Source organism: Gallicola sp. Sow4_E12, from assembly GCF_052116305.1.
In the GTDB taxonomy this organism is placed as follows: domain Bacteria; phylum Bacillota; class Clostridia; order Tissierellales; family Peptoniphilaceae; genus JBQKLI01.
Genome location: NZ_JBQKLI010000003.1, coordinates 23,470 through 43,894, shown reverse-complemented (window position 1 = coordinate 43,894; position 20,425 = coordinate 23,470). Strand labels below are relative to the sequence as shown.

23 protein-coding genes and 1 other annotated feature (1 of these 24 cut by a window edge) are annotated in these 20,425 nt (G+C 37.6%); of the genes, 7 read left to right on the top strand and 16 right to left on the bottom strand.

The window, feature by feature from the left end; genetic code table 11:
- Positions 1-20: 20 nt before the first annotated feature.
- Positions 21-947, bottom strand: coding sequence for an NTP transferase domain-containing protein (locus ACTQ46_RS02425; RefSeq protein WP_441747289.1), 927 nt, complete (start codon positions 945-947; stop codon positions 21-23).
- 252 nt (positions 948-1,199) lie between these two features.
- A complete protein-coding gene (locus ACTQ46_RS02420) occupies positions 1,200-2,525 on the bottom strand; it encodes a uracil-xanthine permease family protein (RefSeq protein ID WP_441747288.1) in 1,326 nt (441 codons plus the stop codon).
- Between the two features lie 374 nt (positions 2,526-2,899).
- Here ACTQ46_RS02420 and ACTQ46_RS02415 point away from each other — a divergent pair, with 374 nt between their 5' ends.
- Complete coding sequence (locus tag ACTQ46_RS02415) at positions 2,900-3,421, top strand: GNAT family N-acetyltransferase (protein WP_441747287.1); 522 nt, start codon at positions 2,900-2,902, stop codon at positions 3,419-3,421.
- A gap of 109 nt (positions 3,422-3,530) precedes the next feature.
- On the opposite strand, the gene ACTQ46_RS02410 is transcribed toward ACTQ46_RS02415, so the two are convergent.
- The 11 genes from ACTQ46_RS02410 to ACTQ46_RS02360 form a co-directional block, all read right to left on the bottom strand.
- Positions 3,531-3,818: a DUF1905 domain-containing protein gene (locus tag ACTQ46_RS02410; RefSeq protein ID WP_441747286.1), complete on the bottom strand. Its 288-nt coding sequence runs from the start codon at positions 3,816-3,818 to the stop codon at positions 3,531-3,533.
- A 53-nt stretch (positions 3,819-3,871) separates the two neighbouring features.
- Positions 3,872-4,096: a DUF951 domain-containing protein gene (locus tag ACTQ46_RS02405; protein ID WP_441747285.1), complete on the bottom strand. Its 225-nt coding sequence runs from the start codon at positions 4,094-4,096 to the stop codon at positions 3,872-3,874.
- Entirely contained in the window at positions 4,093-4,938 is an 846-nt protein-coding gene (locus ACTQ46_RS02400; RefSeq protein ID WP_441747284.1) for a mechanosensitive ion channel family protein, read from the bottom strand. Before ACTQ46_RS02400 ends, ACTQ46_RS02405 begins: the two co-directional genes overlap by 4 nt.
- 1 nt (position 4,939) lies before the next feature.
- On the bottom strand, positions 4,940-5,194 hold the full coding sequence (locus ACTQ46_RS02395; protein WP_441747283.1) for a DUF3343 domain-containing protein: 255 nt from the start codon (positions 5,192-5,194) through the stop codon (positions 4,940-4,942).
- A complete protein-coding gene (gene yedF, locus ACTQ46_RS02390; protein WP_441747282.1) occupies positions 5,194-5,778 on the bottom strand; it encodes a sulfurtransferase-like selenium metabolism protein YedF in 585 nt (194 codons plus the stop codon). Before yedF ends, ACTQ46_RS02395 begins: the two co-directional genes overlap by 1 nt.
- Before the next feature lie 10 nt (positions 5,779-5,788).
- Entirely contained in the window at positions 5,789-6,793 is a 1,005-nt protein-coding gene (locus ACTQ46_RS02385) for a DUF5711 family protein (RefSeq protein ID WP_441747281.1), read from the bottom strand.
- A gap of 90 nt (positions 6,794-6,883) precedes the next feature.
- Positions 6,884-7,711, bottom strand: coding sequence for a carbohydrate ABC transporter permease (locus ACTQ46_RS02380; RefSeq protein WP_441747280.1), 828 nt, complete (start codon positions 7,709-7,711; stop codon positions 6,884-6,886).
- Positions 7,698-8,576, bottom strand: coding sequence for a carbohydrate ABC transporter permease (locus tag ACTQ46_RS02375; RefSeq protein ID WP_441747278.1), 879 nt, complete (start codon positions 8,574-8,576; stop codon positions 7,698-7,700). Before ACTQ46_RS02375 ends, ACTQ46_RS02380 begins: the two co-directional genes overlap by 14 nt.
- Entirely contained in the window at positions 8,564-9,787 is a 1,224-nt protein-coding gene (locus ACTQ46_RS02370) for an ABC transporter substrate-binding protein (RefSeq protein WP_441747276.1), read from the bottom strand. Before ACTQ46_RS02370 ends, ACTQ46_RS02375 begins: the two co-directional genes overlap by 13 nt.
- Before the next feature lie 110 nt (positions 9,788-9,897).
- Positions 9,898-10,920 (bottom strand): ABC transporter ATP-binding protein, encoded by a 1,023-nt coding sequence (locus tag ACTQ46_RS02365; RefSeq protein WP_441747274.1) that lies wholly within the window; start codon positions 10,918-10,920, stop codon positions 9,898-9,900.
- 100 nt (positions 10,921-11,020) lie between these two features.
- Complete coding sequence (locus ACTQ46_RS02360; protein ID WP_441747272.1) at positions 11,021-12,559, bottom strand: ClC family H(+)/Cl(-) exchange transporter; 1,539 nt, start codon at positions 12,557-12,559, stop codon at positions 11,021-11,023.
- A gap of 170 nt (positions 12,560-12,729) precedes the next feature.
- Between ACTQ46_RS02360 and queD the strand changes: the two genes are divergently transcribed.
- The 4 genes from queD to folK are packed head-to-tail and all read left to right on the top strand — an operon-like array spanning position 12,730 to position 15,201.
- Entirely contained in the window at positions 12,730-13,092 is a 363-nt protein-coding gene (gene queD, locus ACTQ46_RS02355; RefSeq protein ID WP_441747270.1) for a 6-carboxytetrahydropterin synthase QueD, read from the top strand.
- The gene (gene folE2 / locus ACTQ46_RS02350) at positions 13,089-13,856 is read left to right on the top strand and encodes a GTP cyclohydrolase FolE2 (RefSeq protein ID WP_441747268.1); all 768 of its coding nucleotides are present in this window, start codon (positions 13,089-13,091) and stop codon (positions 13,854-13,856) included. The genes queD and folE2 overlap by 4 nt, the downstream gene beginning before the upstream one ends.
- A 50-nt stretch (positions 13,857-13,906) precedes the next feature.
- The gene (folP, locus tag ACTQ46_RS02345; protein WP_441747266.1) at positions 13,907-14,743 is read left to right on the top strand and encodes a dihydropteroate synthase; all 837 of its coding nucleotides are present in this window, start codon (positions 13,907-13,909) and stop codon (positions 14,741-14,743) included.
- Entirely contained in the window at positions 14,740-15,201 is a 462-nt protein-coding gene (folK, locus tag ACTQ46_RS02340; protein ID WP_441747264.1) for a 2-amino-4-hydroxy-6-hydroxymethyldihydropteridine diphosphokinase, read from the top strand. The genes folP and folK overlap by 4 nt, the downstream gene beginning before the upstream one ends.
- A gap of 439 nt (positions 15,202-15,640) precedes the next feature.
- Here the strand turns inward: folK and ACTQ46_RS02335 are convergent, their stop codons facing one another.
- Together ACTQ46_RS02335 and ACTQ46_RS02330 are read right to left on the bottom strand one after the other, a co-directional pair.
- Entirely contained in the window at positions 15,641-16,495 is an 855-nt protein-coding gene (locus ACTQ46_RS02335) for a CHAD domain-containing protein (RefSeq protein ID WP_441747400.1), read from the bottom strand.
- A 73-nt stretch (positions 16,496-16,568) separates the two neighbouring features.
- Positions 16,569-16,991 (bottom strand): SixA phosphatase family protein, encoded by a 423-nt coding sequence (locus ACTQ46_RS02330; protein ID WP_441747263.1) that lies wholly within the window; start codon positions 16,989-16,991, stop codon positions 16,569-16,571.
- Positions 16,992-17,167: 176 nt separating this feature from the next.
- Between ACTQ46_RS02330 and ACTQ46_RS02325 the strand changes: the two genes are divergently transcribed.
- On the top strand, positions 17,168-17,536 hold the full coding sequence (locus ACTQ46_RS02325; protein WP_441747261.1) for a DUF6483 family protein: 369 nt from the start codon (positions 17,168-17,170) through the stop codon (positions 17,534-17,536).
- 117 nt (positions 17,537-17,653) lie between these two features.
- On the top strand, positions 17,654-18,868 hold the full coding sequence (locus ACTQ46_RS02320; RefSeq protein ID WP_441747259.1) for a homoserine dehydrogenase: 1,215 nt from the start codon (positions 17,654-17,656) through the stop codon (positions 18,866-18,868).
- A 194-nt stretch (positions 18,869-19,062) separates the two neighbouring features.
- On the opposite strand, the gene ACTQ46_RS02315 is transcribed toward ACTQ46_RS02320, so the two are convergent.
- Positions 19,063-20,187, bottom strand: a complete 1,125-nt coding sequence (locus tag ACTQ46_RS02315; RefSeq protein ID WP_441747257.1) for a Type 1 glutamine amidotransferase-like domain-containing protein — start codon at positions 20,185-20,187, stop codon at positions 19,063-19,065.
- 237 nt (positions 20,188-20,424) lie between these two features.
- Position 20,425, top strand: a binding site (T-box leader); it runs 226 nt beyond the window's last position.

The window sequence follows — 20,425 nt, the reverse complement described above, 5'->3', positions numbered from 1 at the left end:
ATTTTTTAGGAAGAGTTTTTTTATTCCTGATGATCGATGGCCTTTAAGAAACGGTCGAATTCAACCCGTACATCATCGAAAATACGCTCTTCCATTTTCTTATATTCTTCTAAGAGCTTCTGCCCCTTTTCTGTTAATAATGTTTTACCGCCGTAAGCCCCTCCATGGCGTCTTGCAACTATTTGATACCCCATTTGCCGTTCTAATTCATTAATCATTTTCCAAGCCTTGCTTTTGGAAAGAGACATGCTTTTGCAGGCTCCTTGAACGGAATGAATTACCTGGATCTGTTCAAGCAAAAGTCTAGTTCTTCGGTCAAAAAACACCGTATCTTTTTGTATCATAATCCGAAGATCCGGCTGAAGAAGCTCTTTATTATGATCTTCTGCCAAGGGTTCTAGTTTTTCCGGTTCGTGAATGGTGTATAAGACTCCTTCATCTTCTACTTCTACAAACCGCCTTCTTTCTCCCATTCCCCGGAGCACTCTTCGAAGTCCTTCTTCCCGGTCCTCTGCTTCTAATATCTCTGGAATCGCTTTCTTTCGTATTAAAACAGGATGTCCTGATTTTTTATTTAGAGAAGGATTGATAATTTCACCTTTGGTTTCGATTAATCTTTGAACAGTAGAAGCCTTAAACATTGGGACATTCACCGGAGCCATCAAAACAGCATCGCATTTATCTTCCAGATATTCGAGCCCTATTTTAATAGATGAAAACAAAGAAGGATAATCATTATCATCGTTTTGTATAAAGATAACTCCTTGATCCATTAATTCTGCCTTTACTTCTATCTCGTAAAATCCTGTGACCACTAAAATCGGCCATATTCCACATTTATTCATCGTTAAAACCAATCTCTTTAAAGCAGTAATTCCCCCGATTTCCGTTGTGGGAAACGCGGCCTGCTTGCTGGCAGCCGGTATTAAACCTGCAATTTTTTCCATAACTCTCTCCCCTATCTTTATGTAAATATAACCATAGAAAAAGACGCTCTTTCGAGCGTCTTTTTACAGCAAGAGTCTTTCGTAAAATTATTCTTATTAAGAAATTACGCTCTCTTTTTCTGTGTTTTATTTTATTATATCATATTTACAAATCCTGTAGAAATTTGTAAATCAGGAAGAGAGCCGCCCTTTATACAAAACGAAGGACATCATTTTATTTTTCAGGGCAGCGGATGATCTAGGAGATAGAGTTTATTCCACTTTGGGTTTTTCTCTTCCTGGAAGTACCAAGTTTAATATAAAAGCAACAAGTGTTGCTAAGATTACGGATGATCCGCCTAAGAATGTTACAAAGGCTTCCGGGAATCCGCCTATAGATCCTTGAGTACCGGTTATACCAATACCCATCGCTAAAGATAAACCGATTATCGCTGCATTTCTATTATTAAGTTCAGTTCCCAATAATAGACGGATACCATTTACAGTAATCATAGAGAATACAGAAACAGTTGCTCCTCCTATAACAGGATAAGGAATTGATAATAGTAATTGTGAAAATACAGGTAAGAAACCTGCTATAAGCATTAATACTGCAGCGCCTATAAATACCGGCTTTGCGATTACTTTTGTCATCGCTACAACACCTACGTTTTGACTGAATGTAGCTGTTGGAAGTCCGCCAAAAAGCGTACTGATTACGGAGGCTAATCCATTTCCCATAATGCCGCCGGAAAGCTCGTCTGTTGTGGCTTCACGGTCAAGTCCGCCGATTGTCGTAGAGGAAATATCCCCGATATTTTCAATAGAAGTAATAACAAACATAATTACTAATGTTAATATTGCTTGAGGCGGAAAAGTTAAGCCAAATGGGAAAAGCGTTGGGATCTGTATAAGTCCAGCCCCGCCTATTCCAGACAGATCAACCATTCCTAGTACAAAGGCAAGAGCATATCCTGCCAGCATCCCCATCATAACGCCTAATACTTTAATATAGCCTTTTCCAAACTGGTCAACAATAAGTACCACTGCTAAAGTCGCTATAGCAACTGCCCAGTTCTGCATAGAACCGAAACCTGGCGTTCCGGCATTTCCTGCCATATAATTTACTGCTACCGGGAATAGGGAAACCCCGATGGTAAGTACTGTAGTTCCTGTTACAACTGCCGGGAATAAGTTTCGAATCGTTCTAACAAATCCTCCAAAGGCTATTGTTGCTACCCCTGCTATAATCTGTGCTCCAAACATCGCCGATATTCCAAACTGCTCTGTTAATGCGATAACTACGGGAACAAAATAAAAGTTGATCCCCATAATAATCGGTAGTCTCGCTCCAAATTTCCATACGCCGATTACCTGAATGAAGGTTGCGATAGCAGCGGCAAGCATAGAAGCTTGAAGAAGTGTTGTACTTTCTTCTGGAGTCATACCCATTGTACCTGCGATAATAATTGCAGGAGTTACATTTCCCGCAAGCATTGTGAAAATATGCTGTAACGAGATGGGAATAGTCTTTCCAAGAGAAGGTTTGCCGTTCCATGAAAACAGTTCAATGTTTTCATTATTTACATTGTGATCCATGTCTTTTCTCCTTTTTTAATATGTAAATACTTGAATTAAAGAAGACAGGTAATAAAAAATTATTGCAGAAATGAAAACATATCCCCCGGCTTCTTAATTCTTAATTTATACTTATTATAGGATCCTTTGCTCCTGCCTTCAAGTTATAGATGATAAGTACTTGCAGATTTTCAGAGTTTATACAATCATATTTTATCTAAATTATTATGAGTATATTGAAAAGGGTATGAATACTTAAAAAGAAGAACAGGGGACAAGATATGAAATAAATATACGAAGAGGAACTCCAACAGATCTAGCTGGAATAGCAGAAGTAATAGCAGAAGCTAGTAATAACAGAAGTTTTCTATGAAGCTTTCTATGAAGATTTTAAGATGTTATGCGAATCAAAAGCAACAATCATATCGCTGCTGCTTCAAGGAATACACCCGGAACGGTTTACAGTGTCCATAATTGAAGATAAAGTTGCAGGCACCATAGGCATTGCCGACAGCGCCGGTTATGCTATAAGTGTTCCCAAAAATGGTTTAAAGAGAGAATTCGGTTTTATCAAAGGCTCTGTTGCGGCTAAACTGCTGACTGTTGAATTTCATCGTCCGAAGACCTTTCTTCCTTATCAAGGTCATCTGGAATTCGTGGCGGTACGGGAAGAATTTAGAGGTCATGGTATCGCTAAAAAAATGCTCGAAAGGATCTTTGAAGAAGGAAAATATAAATTATATACATTAGATATAGTAGAAGGCAACGAAAAAGTAATGCCTTTATATGAAAGTGCAGGCTTTCGTTTCGTAAAAAAAGAAAGTTCCAAAGGCAGCAAAAGACCTGGCGTGAATTTCCGCTATCTGATGGAAAAAAAAGGTGGAGATCTAAAAACTCCACCTTTTTTACATTACTAAAGTACATTGATATTTGACAGATATCAAAAATGTTCTGTTCTTATCTTATGAAGAAAAATGATTCTTTTTATCATTTTTCTTCCTCAACTCCACTCTCCCCGCTTTATTTTTAAGCTCTTTCCTTTATTTCCACATTTACAACATCTCCCGGTTCCTTGCCAATCTTTTTTCGGATATCCTTTGGCAGTCCTATAATATAACAAACTGAACCGTCTTCATTTTTTATTCCCATATTTACAAGGCTTCCTTCATAAAGCACTCCGTCAAAAACAGCTGCTGCTTTTACTCTTCCTTTGCCAAATTCTTCGCGAATATCGTAGGGAAATCTTACGTAAGCTCCCTCAATATCAGGTACCTTTTCTATACGCGCTTCGTATCTATAGGTCTTAGTATTCATACACTCCTCCATCTGTATTTTCATTCAAAAAAAGATGGCTGTTCCGCCATCTTTTACTCTTCTTCTGGATGATAATGGACTATACTGATAAACTTGCCATTTCTGTCTTTTATTTTTCGGATTCGTTTATCGAAGTCGATTCGAGAAAGCCAGACGATTTTTTCGCAGCCGAGACATTTTAACTTAATATCTACACCTGTTCGGAGGATTTCCCATTTATTTTCCCCGCAGGGATGTCCTTTTTTTAAGGTTACAATATCGCCGATCTTGTATTTCATTTTATCTCCTCCTCTACTAGAACCCCTGTAAACTGAATCCCCTTTTCTTCTAAAGCTTCAATAACGCCTCCCCGGATTTCCAATTCTAAACTGGCTTGTTTTCCCGGCTTTGTCCAGCCCCATATGGTTAATGTTTTTGTATGGTTGTTCGAAGCTGTTACGCCGACTAAATAAGGCGCTTTCGTAATATAATCAAATTCTTCTACCAAGCGGTCCGACACATTCTGGACCAATTCCTTTACAACTTCCATATCTGTATTATAGGGAATCTGAATTGTCACATTTGCCCTTTGATTTTCTTTCGATCTGTTGACAAGAGAGTGAATATCTCCATTTGTAATAATATAATGGGATCCGTCGTATCCTCGGACAACTGTAGTTCTTAGTCCAAACTCCAGTATCGTCCCTTCAAAACCGTCTATAACTACAGTATCGCCTAAACGATATTGGTCTTCAAAGAGGATAAACATACCGCTTATAATATCTTCTACTACGGATTTCGCCCCGAAACCGATGGCAATACCTCCGACCCCTGCTGTTGCAATAATCGATCCTGTGGGAACCCCGAACAAATCAAGAATCTGCACCAAGGCAAGAAAATAGAAGAATACTTTTACAGCCTTTCCCATAATATTTGTTAAGGTTCTATGCTTTTGATAATTGATAATATGGATATCTCTTTTTATTAATTTATTTACACCATGGGTAGCCAATTTAACCACAATTTGGACTCCAACGATGATGAATAATGCAATCAGGATTTTTGCCAGAAAATTCCAATCTCCATTATCCGTTTTCATATATTCAGTTATCCAAGCCTGTATTTGTCCCCATAGATTCATATTATCCCACCTGTTCTGCTGAGGCTCCCTCTTCTCCCCGTTTATATTTCCAAATATAAGCGATTGGAAGGTCTTGATCTTTTCTCTGAATCATTTCTTCCTGTTCGCTCATATCCATCATAATAGCTAAACCGCATGACTGGCTGATTTGTCTAGGGGTAGGAATTACTTTTATCTTTTTATCTTCCTCTTTCAAAGTCTTTTCTGTAAGCATTGTATGATTTACAGATCGAAAGGTTAATAATAAAGCTTCCATTACCTTATAATCACATTCTTTTCTACTGCTAGTTTTTCATAAATAGTATACATATTTGAAATAGATCCAACTTCTAATTTTTCTTTTAAATTATAATAGTCAAGGCAAGTTCCGCAGGAGATAATTTCTACCCCTTCAGACTCTAGTTTTTTAATTTCTTCTAAGCTTTCAGAACCTTCTGTTGTTAATCGGACACCGCTGTTGTAAAAAACGATCGTTGTAGGATAGGGTTTTGTTTCAGAAACTGTATAAAGAAAAGACTTCATTAATATCTTTCCAAGCTCTTCTTCTCCTCCACCCATAAACTCATTTGAGATCGCAAGGGTGAAAGGCCCTTCTTTTTCATCTGCAGCTGCACTTTCTTCTAAACCGCTTTTTGTAATCGTAACGCGAAATTCATTTTCAGATAAATTCTCTGTTTTATAATCGCATTTTAAACTCTCTGCAAGCTTCTTAAGATTTTCCACAGCTACTTCATTGTCTACTGTAGTTTCTACCGCTTCGTTCTCCGCTTCTTCCAAGGCTTTTTTAGTTAAAATTACTGGTTTTGGACATAAAAGTCCTTTTGCATCTATTTTATTCATAATTATCTCCTTAATAGATTCTACTAACCGCATCGTCATGAATCAAGTAAATATGATCATTGATTACTTCAACATTTTGAATCGGTTTTTCTGAATTCTCTTCCTTTAATGATCCTGTTTGATATACTGCGTAGCCGCTTTCATGATATAAAATCATGCCGCCTTTTACCGCTGCAATTCCTTTATAATCTTTCTTCAAGGCAATCTTGTCCAATAGTTTGAAGTCTTTGTCATAAACAACTAGATCATCTAAATCCATCAGATATATCCGATCTTCTGATACTGCTATTCCCTTTATCAAATTAACGGCAATTTGATTATGGATAATACCTTCATTTAAAAGATACAAATTTTCATTTGTAGCAAACAGCAGTTCATTGTCTTTTAAGAAATTCAAAAACACTCCTATTTCATCGAAAAAACTCTGTTTGCTGAGCACTGCACCCTCGTTATCTGTCCATGTCAAATGAGATAGAACTCTGCCGTCTCGAAGTTCAATACTGGAAAAAGCGATATTTTCATGATCTTTAGACACTGCTCCATCGGTCATACGAACATTCCCATCGCTGATGGATGATTTGATTTCATCATTTGCTACGACAATCTGACGAACATCGCTTCGTATAACTAGGCCTTCATTGTTGATTTTCATTCCTTTGCAGTCCAAAGGAATATCGAGCTGCTTCTTTACTTCCCCTTTTTTATCGAGAATTAAGAGTGTTCTGTCTTCTCCTAGATAGATTCTGTCTTTCCCTGCTGCTATAATCGGATTTTTAAGTCCAACAGTCTTTGTCCACATCTCTTTGCTGTCGTAATTATAAGCTGTAAGCTGATCGCCTTTAAGGATTAAGATCTCGTCTTCGGTTAAAGCCATTTTTTCTAGGGCGGTTACCGGAATATTTTCAGCAACTGTCATCGATTTTGTTCTGAAAAACACCCAAGCCAGAAAGATCAATAAAACAATGATGAATGCTATTGTGGGAATTTTCCAATTCAGTTTTTTGATTCTTTCCATAATGTCCTCCAATAGCCTAATGATAACAAAAAGATAAAATCCCTGCAATCTATAAAGGGCTTTTGTGTTCTTCTTTTCTTGCGAGATCTCCTAACTTTTTACTCCGTCAGATACCATTCCTCTGACCAAGTATTTTTGGATGATCATAAAGAGTATAAAAGGCGGTATAACTGCTATTACACAAGCTGCCATCTGGGTTTCCCAGCTCGTTTTATAAAGTTCTCTAAAGTCTGTTAGATACAGTGAAATCGTCCTTAGCTTCGGGGACAAGATAAAGGCTTTCGCATAAACCAGATCTCCCCAGCTCATAATAAAAGAAAACAGCCCTGCAGTGATAATCCCCGGAAAAGCTAAAGGCAGTATGATATAGCGGATAGCCTGAATCTTATTGCATCCGTCTATCCAAGAAGCTTCTTCATAGCTTTTAGGTATCTGGCTGAAGTAAGAATACAAAAGCCAAATCGTCATCGGCAAAGAACTGGCTGCAGAGGAGATGATAAGAGAGATCTTTGTATCTAGAAGCCCGAGATTTCTAAAAATAACATACATAGGATTGACCAAGATAACAGATGTAAACATCTGAGTTATAATTACGATTTTCAAAAAGGTTCTTCTTCCTGCAAACTCGTATCTCGAAACTGCATAAGCCGCCAAAATTCCTATCGCTATACAAACCACCATAGACGCAAGAGAGATTTGAATACTGTTTAGAAAAGGTCTTGCTATGGATTTGTCTCCGAATAAAACTTCCATATAATTTTGCCACAAAAGAGGCTTTTCAAACCAGGTGGGAGGCCACTGAGTTATCTGGCTGTATGTTTTTAAGGAAGTATTAAAAAGAACGGCAATGGGAAAAAGAAGCAGTACTATAATCCCCGTCATCAATAATGTTCGAATTCCTTTGCTATAATTCTTCATAATTCGTCCTCTTCATATAAATAAATGTACAAATCATTAAAATAACTACTGCAACCACCGTGAGGGTTGCACTCAGACCTAGATCAAAACGGCTGAAAGCTTCTTGATAGATTCTTATAACTAATGTTTCCGTTGCTCTCATAGGCCCTCCTTGGGTTAATACATAGATCACATTAAAGGAATTAAAGGTCCAGATCGCAACAAGTATAAAGGTTGTCAAGAATACTTTTTTTATGCCTGGAAGCGTAATCGTCGTAAACTGTCTAAACTTCGATGCTCCATCCATAGCGCAGGCTTCATATAATTCTCTAGGAATCGCCTCCAGTCCTGTTAGAAACATCATAGAAATCAGCGAGATCCCAAGCCATGTATCCACTGCCGCTGCTGCAAAAAATGCAGAATCCGGATTTGACAAAAAGGCGATATTATCCTTTATAAGACCCAACTTCTGCAGATAATAATTCAAATATCCGTAGTTTCCGTCGAGTATCCATATCCATAAAGTAGAAACAGCGACTTGAGGGATTGCCCACGGGATCAAGATCAGAAAACGAAAAGCTTTTTTCAAGTACAGTCCCTGAAAGAGTAAAAAAGCTAATGCGAAACCAAACCCGATTTTCATCAAAACTGTTATCGCTGTATACTTAAAGGTAATGTTTAAAGTCGTAAAAAATCCCGGATCTTTGAAAACGGTAAGATAATTCTCCAAACCTATAAAAGTCATCTCTGAATTCAAGAGATTCACTTTATGAAAAGACTGTATTATTGTTAAAAGAATGGGATAAGCGTATAGGAGAAGTATCATCACCAAAGAGGGTAATAACAGCATATACGCTGTCCCATTTTTTCGAATTATTTTTGACATTCTTGCTGACTTGTATCCATCGCTTCTTTCGGCTGAGCCTTTTCTGTTAGAATTTTTTGAACTGCGATGGTAAAACTTTGATTGAATTTATCCCAGTCCGGAACTTTCGGCTCTGGAATTCCTTGAGAGATCACTTCTGCAAAAGGCTTCATAAAATCTTCTTTGAAACGTTCGTCTTCTACTTCATCTTTCAGCACTGGAAACCATCCGTGAGATTCGCTTACCGGTCTTTGTCGTTCAGGCTTGCTCATAAGTTTAATAAATTCAACAGCCAGTTCCTTGTTATCCGAAAGACTTGAAACAGAATAAGAATCCGTTACTAAAGCCACTGATTCTTTTTCTCCTTGTGGAAGCACCGCTACTTTATATGGAGTATTTTCCATATTTTTATCCATCTCTTCTTTCTCCCAAGGTCCGGAGATAAACATCGCTAAATCTCCATTTTTAAATAATGCTGCTTGATCCGCCCTCGCTGTGCTTACAGGATCTGGAATAACATCTTTAAAACCCTTTAAGTACTCCATGGTTTTTATATTCGCCTCGGAGTTAATCGTAAACTCTCCGTTTTCATCGACAATATTTCCATTTCCTTGATAGATGAAGTTTAAGATCTCGTCTGTTCCGCTGGTTAAATCTGTTGGAATTGCAAATCCGTATATATTCTTTTCTTCATGAACTCTTTTTGCCGTTTCCAACAGCTCATCCCAGTTGGCAGGAGGAGTGTCGATAAGATCCGAACGATAATACAAAGCTCTAGAAGACAACGCAAAAGGAATACCATACTGTTTTCCATCGATTTTAGCCGACTCCATAACATTTTCAATTCTTGTATCCAAATACTCCTGTTCTAAGTAGGAATCTAAGTTTTCGATAATTCCCATCTCCGCAAATTGTCTAAGAGATCTGGATCCTGCCATCATAATATCCGGTGCTTGCCCTGCTTGATAGAGCTGTACAATCTTAGAATTCAACTCGTCCCATCCGGCAGAAATAATTTCCACTTTGACACCGGGATTAGCCGCTTCAAAATCTTTTACTCCGCTGTCGATTTCTTCTTTTAGATAACCTGTATCATAAGCAGGCGCTAAAATTTGGATCGTTTTTTCACCTGCTTCTTTCGATTCTCCGCTTTTCGTCTCTTCTTGTCCTCCGCCGCAGGCTGTAAGGAAAAGAGCTAGAGTTAAAAATAAACTCATTATAATCTTTTTCATATAATTCCTCCTAATATTATTTCTTCCTTTAATGTACTGGAATTATATCATTCAAAAAAAAGAGCCTCAAGATGCATCTTTTTATACCTCGAAACTCTTTGCCTTTATTCCTACCCTTCTATCCTGTTGCCCGTCTTTTTATCAAAATAATTTAGACGGCTGGAGTCTTTAATCATAATCCCTGCAAAATCCCCTATTTTCTTTGTCGAATTTTGATCTTCTTGTATAATAAACTGCTCTCCCTCGTTTTCGGCATAGATATATTTCATACTGCCTAAATTTTCGATCATAATAATCTTATAATCTCCCTCCTCCGTAAGCTTTAGATTCTCAGGACGAATACCGATTATCGCATCTGGATTCTCTTCAAAGAGGATTCTTCCATTCTCATCTATTTTGTGAGTTGTAAAATTCATTTTAGGACTTCCTATAAACTCGGCGACAAACTGATTGGAAGGCTTTTCATAGACTTCTTGAGGCGTTCCCACCTGCTGAATAACACCTTCTTTCATCACCACAATCCGGCTTCCCATAGTCATTGCTTCCGTCTGATCATGAGTGACAAATACAGTCGTTGTTTTCAAGCGATTTTGAAGGCGCTTAATTTCTGTTCTCATCTGTACCCGAAGTTTCGCATCGAGATTCGATAAAGGCTCATCCATTAAGAAAAGTTTTGGATTTCGCACGATCGCCCTTCCTAAAGCAACCCGCTGCTGCTGACCGCCGGAAAGCTGCTTGGGTTTGCGGTCTAAAAGATCCGTAAGGCCCAAAATTTCCGCTGTTTCTTTTATCTTTTTTTCAATCGTATCTTTATCGACTTTCCGTATTTTTAGTCCGAAACTCATATTCTCTTTTACATTCATATGGGGATAAAGGGCATAATTTTGAAAAACCATCCCTATGTTTCGGTCTTTCGCTTCCACATGATTGATCACTTCTCCGTCAAGGATGATCTCTCCTTCTGTGATCTCCTCAAGTCCTGCAATCATCCGTAAAAGAGTCGACTTTCCGCACCCGGAAGGACCAACCAAAACTAAAAACTCTTCATCTTGTATTTCTAAATTTAGTCCTTCCATAGCAACAAAGCCGTTCTCATATTCTTTTTTTAAATTTTTTATACTAATATTCGCCATATATTCCTTACGCTCCTGCTGTTGTCGATCTATAATTCTTATTTAATTTAAGTATAGCTGTCCTTTCCTTTTTTTTCGAGTATAAGATTTTTTTATCTCGCTAATATTGGTCTACAGCTAAGTACTCCCGTAAAGACTCCCGAAGGGTATAGACGTCGTAATCCGTAGTTAAAATGGCGATTTCATCGCCTCCCTGAAGTACCATTTTCCCTTTTGGAATATACAGTTCTCCCCCTCTTTTAATCTCTATCAAAAGGCAGTTTTCAGGCAGACCAATATCTTTTATTCTTTTGTTCTCGAGCTTTGAACCATGCGGCACTATTGTTTCGAAAATTGTACTTTCGTAAGTTGCCTCTTCGCCTTCAGGTCCTTTTTCGATCATTCTTTGAAGAAGTGTTTCGTAGATCGGTTTTTCTTTCAAAAATTCAGACACAAAATAGGCTACAGAAGAAGCCATACAAAGACCCAGCATCTGGTTTAAATTACCATTCATCTCAAGGACTAAAATGATAGACAATATCGGCGCCCGCACTACCGCTGTCAGTATCGCCGTCATGGACAATACAATCATATTTGCTAAATAATAATCCGGAATTAATCCTAAAGACAAAATAAAGCGATAATAAAGTATTCCGACAATTCCCCCTATGACTAAAATCGGAAGAAAGATTCCTCCCTGAACCCCGCTTCCAAATGAAAAGCAGGTAAATAGAAATCTTCCCGCTAAAAGAAGAGCGATATACTGGACAGCTTCCGGATTGCTTTCCAAATTTTCGATAACATGATGTCCTCCTCCCAAAATATCTGGAAGAAAATGTCCGATAAGTACTGCTGTCAAGAAAACAAAGATCATTCTAAAAGGAACTGGAATCGGAAGCCTTTGATAAAACCGCTGTCCCAGGACAATCCCTTTGCAAAACAATACCCCGACAACCGCTGTAATCGCCCCTAAAGCAATAATATGGCCATAATACTTTAGCGGAAGAAGTTCCGTAATCGTAAAAGAAAAGACCGGCGTCAATTTAAAAACATAAGCTGCAATATAGTTCGCCACAATAGAGGCTGTAAGAGTCACTGCAATCATCGCTTTCGATGTATTCTTGTGAATCTCTTCCACGCTAAACAAAACCCCGGCTAAAGGCGCACTGAAGGCTGCAGAAAGCCCTGCTGCAGCCCCTGCTGTAATGAGCAGTTTTTCCTTTGTCTTATCTCTTTGCACTCCTTTTGAAAAGATCTTCGCCATTGCTGCTCCGATTTGAATAGAAGGCCCTTCTCTTCCCAACGCAAGGCCGATTAACGTAGCTAAACTTCCCCCTATAATTTTAGAAACTGCAACGGGGAAAGCGGACATTCGAAATATTCCTAGAATTTCTCCTTGTACTTGGGGTATCCCTGAACCACCGCTTAAAGGGGCCCATTTTAAAAGACGAATGACAATGATGGCGGATAACACCGCTGCTGCAATTAAAAAAACAAGGCCTCCCATAGAAGTCCATTCAAATAAAAGATGTCTCCAGTCTTCCATAATTCCTAAAATATAGCGGTAAAAGACAGCGACACCACCGCTGAGCGCTCCCACTAGAAGCCCGTCTAGAAGCAGAAAGGCTTTATCCCGATGCTGAAATGGTTTTCTATCCATACTCTCTCCCCTTTTTATAATAATGAATATTTTTATTCTACCATACTCTTAATTAATAAAATTTTATCAATAACGATTCTCAACTATCCATTTAATATAGTTGACATCTCTCTTTAATGATTGGTATCATAATAATATCTCAATCTTTACAAAACTAGGAGGTAAAGTCAATGATTCTAATTAAAGAATTTGAATTTGATGCCGCCCATAATTTAATAGAGTATCATGGAAAATGCGAAAGACTTCATGGTCATACTTATAAATTGGTCGTCAAAGTAGAAGGAACTCGCGATAAAGAAGATATGGTCATCGATTTCATCGAGCTTAAAAATATCGTAAAAGAGGAAATCGTAAACAAATTTGACCACGCTTATTTAAACGATATTATAGAACAGCCTACTGCAGAAAATATAGCAGTTTATGTTTGGGATAAAATTAAGCCGTTAGTAGAACGCCCTAACTGCAGATTATACGAAGTGGAAGTCTGGGAAACTAAAACTTCAGGAATTATTTACAGAGGTGAAGAAGCGTGAAAGATGTCCAATCTCAAGTAGATGAGCGCAATATCTATTTGAATAAAGTAGGAATTAACGAATTTAAAAAACCCATCACCTTAAAGGATAAAAACAGCGAAGTTCAGCACAGTATTGCTACAATCTCTGCATCTGTGGATTTAAAAGCGGAAGAACGCGGTACCCATATGAGCCGTTTTGTTGAAGTACTAAACGATGTTCATAATATAAATCCTACAGAAATCGAACCGATCCTTAAGACAATGAAGGAAAGACTTCATGCTGAGACCAGCTATTTAGAGATGACCTTTGATTACTTTATCGAAAAGACAGCCCCTGTTTCCGGCAAAAAATCTTGGCTGGATGTACAATGCCGCTATGAAGCATCTTTAGATGATGAATTTCACTTTAATTTAACTGTGGAAACTCCAGTAACCACTCTATGCCCTTGTTCTAAGGAAATATCAGAATACGGTGCCCACAATCAAAAAGCAGAAGTTGCAATTACAGTGTCCTTCCATCACATGCTCTGGATAGAAGATATTGTTAAGATCGCTGAAAACAATGCTTCCTGCCAGATCTTCCCTCTTCTAAAGAGAGTCGATGAAAAATATGTCACAGAAACAGCTTACGAAAACCCCAAATTTGTGGAAGATGTATGCCGTGACTGTGCCGTAGAACTGGAAGGTATTGATGAAATCAGCTACTATAAAGTTAAGGCGACAAGTCTAGAGTCTATTCACAGCCATACTGCTTTTGCAATGGCTGAAAAAAAGAGATCATAAGAAAAGTCCCCGCTGGGGACTTTTTCTCTTTATACTTAAGCGAGGATATTATGAGAAAAAAATTAAAGTTAAGAAATGGAGAATATTATCATTTTGATAATATGAAAATCATGGGTATTATCAACATTACTCCAAATTCTTTTTTTGCTGGTTCAAGACGGATGAATGTGGAGGATGCTGTAGAACAGGCCCAAAAAATGAAGGCTGACGGAGCTGATATCCTAGATATCGGCGGAGAATCTACAAGACCGGGAATTGATCCTGTCGCTCCGGAAGAAGAAATCGAACGAATCGTTCCTGTTATCGAAGCCATAAAAAAGGAAATGGATATTTTAATCTCAGTAGATACTTATCATTCAGAAACTGCAGAAGCCGCTCTCTTAGCCGGAGCAGATATTATTAATGATGTTACAGGCCTTCGCGGCGATCCGAATATGGCAAAAATCTGTGCAAAATACGATGCTCCGATTATTATTATGCATATGAAAAAAGATCCGAAAACGATGCAGAAAGATATCCATTACGATGATTTTATGGGGGAAGTCTACGATTATTTTAAAGATCAAATCGATTTTGCCATACAAGAAGGAAACGATCCGGAAAGACTGATCTTAGATCCAGGAGTCGGCTTTGCAAAAAGCTTCGACAATAATATAGAAATCATTCAAAAACTTGAAACCTTTTATGATTTCGACCTTCCGATTCTTTTAGCAGTATCCCGAAAAACATTTATCGGAAAAATATTGGGAGGTTCTCCTCCAGAAGATCGTTTAGAAGGGACCATAGCTATCTCCTGCTGGGCTGCAGAGCGGGGTATTGAAATGATTCGGGTGCATGATGTTAAAGAAAACTGCAATGCAATTCGAGTAATGGAGGCTTTAAAATGATCGTCTATATCGCCGTCGGTACAAATATGGGCAGCTTAGAAGAAAATATCCAACAAGCGGTGGAAAGAATGGAAGATGCGGGAATCCATATTTCGAAAATCGCTACCCCTATTCACAATAAAGCCTATGGGAAAACAGATCAGGCAGATTTTTTAAACACCGTAGTGGAAGCCCAAACCGATTTAGATCCATGGAATCTTTTGGATGCCCTTCAAAAAATCGAAGCTGATATGGGAAGAGTCCGCATAGAACACTGGGGACCTCGAATTATCGATCTGGATATTATATTTTACGGCAATCGAATTATCGAAACAGAAAGACTCGCCGTTCCTCATAGCGATATGAAAAACCGCGACTTCGTACTGAATCCCTTAGCCGAAATCGCACCAGATCTCCGCCACCCTATCGAAGGAAAAACAATCACCGAAATGGCAAAAGAACTCAAAAATAAAGAGTGATAGAGTGGAGAGTGAAAGTGTGGCCGATCATTTCTAGCCAAGAATGAAAAAACACCATTCTTGGGAAATGAGTGGCATGAGACCTGCGTCCAAATCAAAATACCTGATTTGGGCTAGGGCTTCAGAGTGTGAAAGAGGGGAGAGGGGAGTTGAGGTAGGAAAGTGGAAGAACGCCACTTTCCTTTTGTTTTATTAAAGAATAGCAGAAGAAAAGCTTCGCTTTTCTTCGATGACCTGCTTCGCTTAAACATATTCCGCTAAGGTAACTTATTTTATTTCATCCTTTATAAATAAAAAAAACTAGGATATTTGAATACACATAATCAAACAGCATCCTGCTCCTTTTACTAAGAAGAAAAATGAATATTTCCTTCATTTTTCCTCCACAACTCCACTCTTTCACTCTCCACACTTTATTTTTTAAGCTCTTCACTCTTTTTTACTCTTCCTCTTTTCCAATATCAAGCCATTCTTTATTTTCTAGTTTTTCTTTAAAGTGCTGTTCTCTTTGAGTTTCGCTTTCTAGGAAGTAATTTAATTCTTTTTCTAAATCCCCTTCCGGTTCTTGAATAATTTCTTTTAACGCTTCCTGATTTCGAATAGAATCGCAGGTATCCCCTAAAAGTGTCTGATATTTCTTAGCAACTTTATAGTTATCTTTATATTCTTCTGGCAGATAATCTTCAAATGCCTTTACTACATAGCGGTATTTCTTAGCTTTCAAACGGATCTTGTGAGTCGATTGGAATTCAAATTCTTCATACTGTTTCAACGCTTTAAGAATCTGCTTCATCCACTTATCTGCTATCGGCAGGATGTATTCCCATGTCTTCTTTGATTCTATTTTCTTCCATGGAAGACACACAATAAGATCTGTATAGGCCTCTACTAAAATTTGTCTATATTCTTCGGTGATAAAAATTTCTTTTAATCGTTCTTTTTCTTTTCTTCTTTCTTTTCTTAATTCCTGAAGAAGGGCAGATTTTGTTAATAGGATCTCCTGCTCTTGAGATAAGGGTTTGTATTCTTCGATTAATACATCCAACTCTCTTAAGTATCCAGCTTCTCCTCCTATTTCTCTAAACTTCTGCTGAATTCTTAGATAATCCTCTTTCTCGAGAAGCTTTTTCAGTGCAGAAATAATTCCTCGGAATTTTCGGATGGATACTCTATACTGATGAATACTTTCGATGTCATTATTATCTCTTAAATAGTATTCCCTGTTTTCAAAAATTTTATTAAACTGATGGCTTAAGACTTTTTCTAATGAGGTTTTAAAAGATGGATTTTTCAGCTTTTTTAAAATCTTCTTTTCCCTAGCGATGATTTCTTCAAAGTTTTTTAAAGAATATTCCCAGTTAAGAATATCATTGCCGCTGTCCTCCGGGTCGTATTCTATCTCTAGGGCCCCCGCCTTTCTTTATCACAACTTCTTCACCGGTAATTTCCCTTGTCCACGCAGAAAGAAAAGGTTCATGCCCCACAAGAACAATGGTTTTCTCTTCTGTTTGAGAAAGCTCTTCATCCAATTTACCCAAATCCCCTGATGCTATAAAATCTTTGTAGATTATTTCAGTCTCAAAAAGATTCTCTTTTAAAAGCTGAGCTGTTTCATCTGCGCGGACTTTTGGAGAAGACCAGATCTCCGGATCTTTTTTCTCTAAATATGCTGCCAAATAAGGGAGATATTTATTTAGCTTTTCTATCCCCTTCGGCGTTAACTTTCTATCGAAATCGTCAACATTGCCTTTTTCTTCAGCAATCCCATGACGCAAAAATATAAGTTTCATAATATCCTCCTTATCCATTTTATTTATCATCACTCTAATGTTAAAATAATCTTATATTCGTATAATTGAAGCCTTTCTTATATGTACCCTTGAAATAGGCTGGTTAGACATCTATATCGTTAAATTTGTGTTAAATTCTACATATTCCAAAATTAATAAGAGGAAAGGAGCTCCCAATGAATCTACAAGAAGACTGGTTTTTAAAATCAATTACCATCTACACAGACTATCTTTACACAATGGTAGGGCAATACGCTAAAAAGGTGACTCAAGAAGAGTTTCGTGATAAAAATGATTTTGAACTTCTGTTAGAAGGCTATATGCGAGCAGATCTGATCAATGAAGGGGAAAATTTCATCTTCGAATATGCGGATCCCGACAAGCCGGAATATCTTTTCTCGATTCTGCAGTTTTATCTTCGAATCTTATACTATAGCGATGAAAGACTGCGCGAATTAAACTTCTCTAGAGAAGAAATCCAAGAAGGTATAGAGGAGATCGCACAAATATACGGCTATCCTATTTCAGAGAAAGAATCAATATAATTTTCTCAAACTCCTTTATGAATCCTCTTGATTTGCCAGTTTACAGCATCTCACGTATAATAAATAGTAATCTGTATTATAGAATGAATATAGAAATATTATTAGAGGTGACTTAAGTTGAAGAAAATAGCTATTCTTGGAATGGGTACTGTAGGTCAGGGATTATATGAAATCCTGATGGAAAGAAAAGAAAAGATCGAAGAAGTTATTCAAGATACCTTCGAAATTTCTGCTGTCCTTGTAAGTAATTTGGAGAAAGAAAGAAATCTTGCTCCCACGGTTAAGATCACCAATGATTTTACGGAAATCTTAGAGGACGAAGAAATTGATATTGTAGTAGAGCTTACAGGCGCATTGGAACAAGGATATGATTATATAAAATCTTCGCTGGAAAAAGGAAAAGATGTAGTCACTGCCAATAAATCTGTAATCTCGAAATACTACGACTCCCTTCACGAAATCGCTGCAAAAGAAGGACGCAGTCTATTATATGAAGCTTCTGTAGGCGGCGGTATCCCGATTATAAAGCCCCTAAAAGAAGAAATTCTTATCAACGATATTGAATCCATCCAAGGAATTTTAAACGGAACATGCAACTATATCTTAAGCAGAATGTTCCAAGAAAAGATTTCTTATGGAGAAATCTTAAAAGATGCACAAAGATTAGGCTATGCAGAAGCAGATCCTACTGCAGATGTAGAAGGACTCGACAGTATGAGAAAACTTAGAATCCTAAGCTCCATCGCTTATCATACATCTATCGATGAAGAAGAAATCGAAACATACGGTATTTCTACCATCATAAAAGAAGATGTGGATTATATCGAACATATGGATTCTACTCTTAAGCTTCTTGGAATGTCTAAATTAACTGAAGAAGGCTATGTCGCAAGCGTTGAGCCTACTATTGTACATCAGTCCGATTATTTCGCGACTGTGGATATGGCATTCAACTCCATTTCATTTGTAGGCCATAATATCGGTCCTTTGAAATTCTACGGCTATGGAGCCGGCAAACTCCCAACAGGAGACGCTGTGGCACGAGATGTTATCGATATTCTATTAAACCACGCCACTGTAAATCTTAATCACGACAAAAAAGAATATAAAAATTTAAATGAAAGTGCTAAAGGACAGTATTATTTAAGAATCAGCAATAATACAAATACCTTCCGCAAAATTTCAGACAAGTTCCAGCCTATCGAATTTAAAGAGAAAAACGACATCGCTTTCTTTGTCTTCAAAAACGTAAACAGAGATGAAATTATCGAGTATGTCGATAAACTAGGTATTTATCCTAGAGACTTCTTCTTAGCGAAAGTCGGATACTAGAAAAGAAGAAGTGTGGAGTGTGTAAGAGTGGAGAGTGGAGTTAATGAAGGAAAGTGGAAAAACTCCACTTTCCTTTTCTTTTATTAAAATAAAACAGAAGAAACACGTTCTTTGTTTCTTCCATCCCTATTTCCTATTTCCTATTGCCTATTCCCTTTTCCTTACTTCCTATTCCCTGCTCCCTACTCGCTTTTTTATTTCTTTAAACTGCAGATATATTCTGTTATATATTCTCCTTCCCAAGCGATCTTATCTTCCAAGACTCCTTCTAAATCAAATCCTGTTTTTTCTAAAAACTCTTTTTCTATGGAATAATCATTATACATTCTGCACTCGATGCGATGATAACCGGTGTTTTCGAAAACACTGCTGAAAAAGGCATTCCCTGCTGTTATAATTCTTTCGTCACTATTGGAATAGAATCGAATAATGATTTTTAAAGTTCCATAGTTCTCTGGAACAGTTGTGATATGTCCGCAGACTTCTCCCGATTCTTTTTTTACAAGGGTATAACAGCGGTGATCCTCTTTTGGAATCATCTTTATCCACTCAGGAACCTGCTCGTCTTCTTCCTCTAATATCTTTTTGTCATCCTCCGTAAGATCTCTGAAATAAAAACTTTCCCCCTCTACAACAGGTATATTTTCCAGCTCTTCTCGATTTTCATAGAGAGAAACATCTCCGAATGGAATAACCGTTCCATCTTCTTTTTGAAGCAGTCCACCGTTATCCCCTACTGCGTAGATTTTCTTTTTTCTTTCTTCAAAGTATCTTCTCATAGAGCGTCGTTGTCCGTAGGTGTTTCGGAAATGGACCTCCATTTCAAAATCCTCTATTCTTCCAAGTCCTAGATAAAGTCCGAACTCGTTATAATCGTCGTCAGGAGTCATATGATATTCTTTCATCTGCACCATGGCCCCTGCAGAACTTCCCATAAAGATTCCTTTAAAATCTCTCAAAACCTCCACAATACCGAAAGCTTCTGCCCTTCTCATAATCTTTTCAGGGTAGCCTCCAGGCATATAAATAATATCTGCCGAAGCAATTTTTTCTCTGGCTGTGATTCTGTTGTCTTCAAATTCTCGTAGCCAGATAATATTTTTTTCTTTTATTCCATAAGACAAAAAGGGCGCAATGAGCTCGTCGTACATCCTTCCTTCTTTGCCAAACTCTTCTTCCCATTCCCGAGGCGAACCTACCCATTCCTCATGATGAGAAAAAGGAATCATTAAAACTTTATAGGTCTTTTTTATAATCGGACCAAGTACCGGCCATGCATAATCTTCATGGAAATTATAAATATTCATTAATACATTCATATATATTCCTCCTTAAATAAACAGTGTGAAAGATCCTTTTCTCTTAACAGGATTAAACCCTTTTCCTTTAAACTTAGGGTTATATGTATTTTTTTACTTCTTTGCATCTTTATTTTACTATAAAGCCCTTTCTATTACACCTTCCGCTTTTTCAAGTTAAAGTCTAACGATATTTTATTTATTTCCTTTCAATATACTTGACAGGTTAAAACTGATAGAGTATCATAAGAAATACATA

What these genes read in the sequence shown, in the direction of transcription:
- ACTQ46_RS02415 (WP_441747287.1), top strand. Translation starts at nt 2,900, where the DNA reads ATGTTATGCGAATCAAAAGCAACAATCATATCGCTGCTGCTTCAAGGA.
- ACTQ46_RS02315 (WP_441747257.1), bottom strand. Translation starts at nt 20,187, where the DNA reads ATGAATGTATTAATGAATATTTATAATTTCCATGAAGATTATGCATGG.
- ACTQ46_RS02400 (WP_441747284.1), bottom strand. Translation starts at nt 4,938, where the DNA reads ATGAATCTATGGGGACAAATACAGGCTTGGATAACTGAATATATGAAA.
- ACTQ46_RS02405 (WP_441747285.1), bottom strand. Translation starts at nt 4,096, where the DNA reads ATGAAATACAAGATCGGCGATATTGTAACCTTAAAAAAAGGACATCCC.
- ACTQ46_RS02330 (WP_441747263.1), bottom strand. Translation starts at nt 16,991, where the DNA reads ATGAAACTTATATTTTTGCGTCATGGGATTGCTGAAGAAAAAGGCAAT.
- ACTQ46_RS02420 (WP_441747288.1), bottom strand. Translation starts at nt 2,525, where the DNA reads ATGGATCACAATGTAAATAATGAAAACATTGAACTGTTTTCATGGAAC.
- queD (WP_441747270.1), top strand. Translation starts at nt 12,730, where the DNA reads ATGATTCTAATTAAAGAATTTGAATTTGATGCCGCCCATAATTTAATA.
- yedF (WP_441747282.1), bottom strand. Translation starts at nt 5,778, where the DNA reads ATGAATAAAATAGATGCAAAAGGACTTTTATGTCCAAAACCAGTAATT.
- ACTQ46_RS02375 (WP_441747278.1), bottom strand. Translation starts at nt 8,576, where the DNA reads ATGTCAAAAATAATTCGAAAAAATGGGACAGCGTATATGCTGTTATTA.
- ACTQ46_RS02360 (WP_441747272.1), bottom strand. Translation starts at nt 12,559, where the DNA reads ATGGATAGAAAACCATTTCAGCATCGGGATAAAGCCTTTCTGCTTCTA.
- ACTQ46_RS02395 (WP_441747283.1), bottom strand. Translation starts at nt 5,194, where the DNA reads ATGGAAGCTTTATTATTAACCTTTCGATCTGTAAATCATACAATGCTT.
- ACTQ46_RS02370 (WP_441747276.1), bottom strand. Translation starts at nt 9,787, where the DNA reads ATGAAAAAGATTATAATGAGTTTATTTTTAACTCTAGCTCTTTTCCTT.
- ACTQ46_RS02380 (WP_441747280.1), bottom strand. Translation starts at nt 7,711, where the DNA reads ATGAAGAATTATAGCAAAGGAATTCGAACATTATTGATGACGGGGATT.
- folK (WP_441747264.1), top strand. Translation starts at nt 14,740, where the DNA reads ATGATCGTCTATATCGCCGTCGGTACAAATATGGGCAGCTTAGAAGAA.
- folP (WP_441747266.1), top strand. Translation starts at nt 13,907, where the DNA reads ATGAGAAAAAAATTAAAGTTAAGAAATGGAGAATATTATCATTTTGAT.
- ACTQ46_RS02410 (WP_441747286.1), bottom strand. Translation starts at nt 3,818, where the DNA reads ATGAATACTAAGACCTATAGATACGAAGCGCGTATAGAAAAGGTACCT.
- ACTQ46_RS02425 (WP_441747289.1), bottom strand. Translation starts at nt 947, where the DNA reads ATGGAAAAAATTGCAGGTTTAATACCGGCTGCCAGCAAGCAGGCCGCG.
- ACTQ46_RS02325 (WP_441747261.1), top strand. Translation starts at nt 17,168, where the DNA reads ATGAATCTACAAGAAGACTGGTTTTTAAAATCAATTACCATCTACACA.
- ACTQ46_RS02365 (WP_441747274.1), bottom strand. Translation starts at nt 10,920, where the DNA reads ATGGCGAATATTAGTATAAAAAATTTAAAAAAAGAATATGAGAACGGC.
- ACTQ46_RS02385 (WP_441747281.1), bottom strand. Translation starts at nt 6,793, where the DNA reads ATGGAAAGAATCAAAAAACTGAATTGGAAAATTCCCACAATAGCATTC.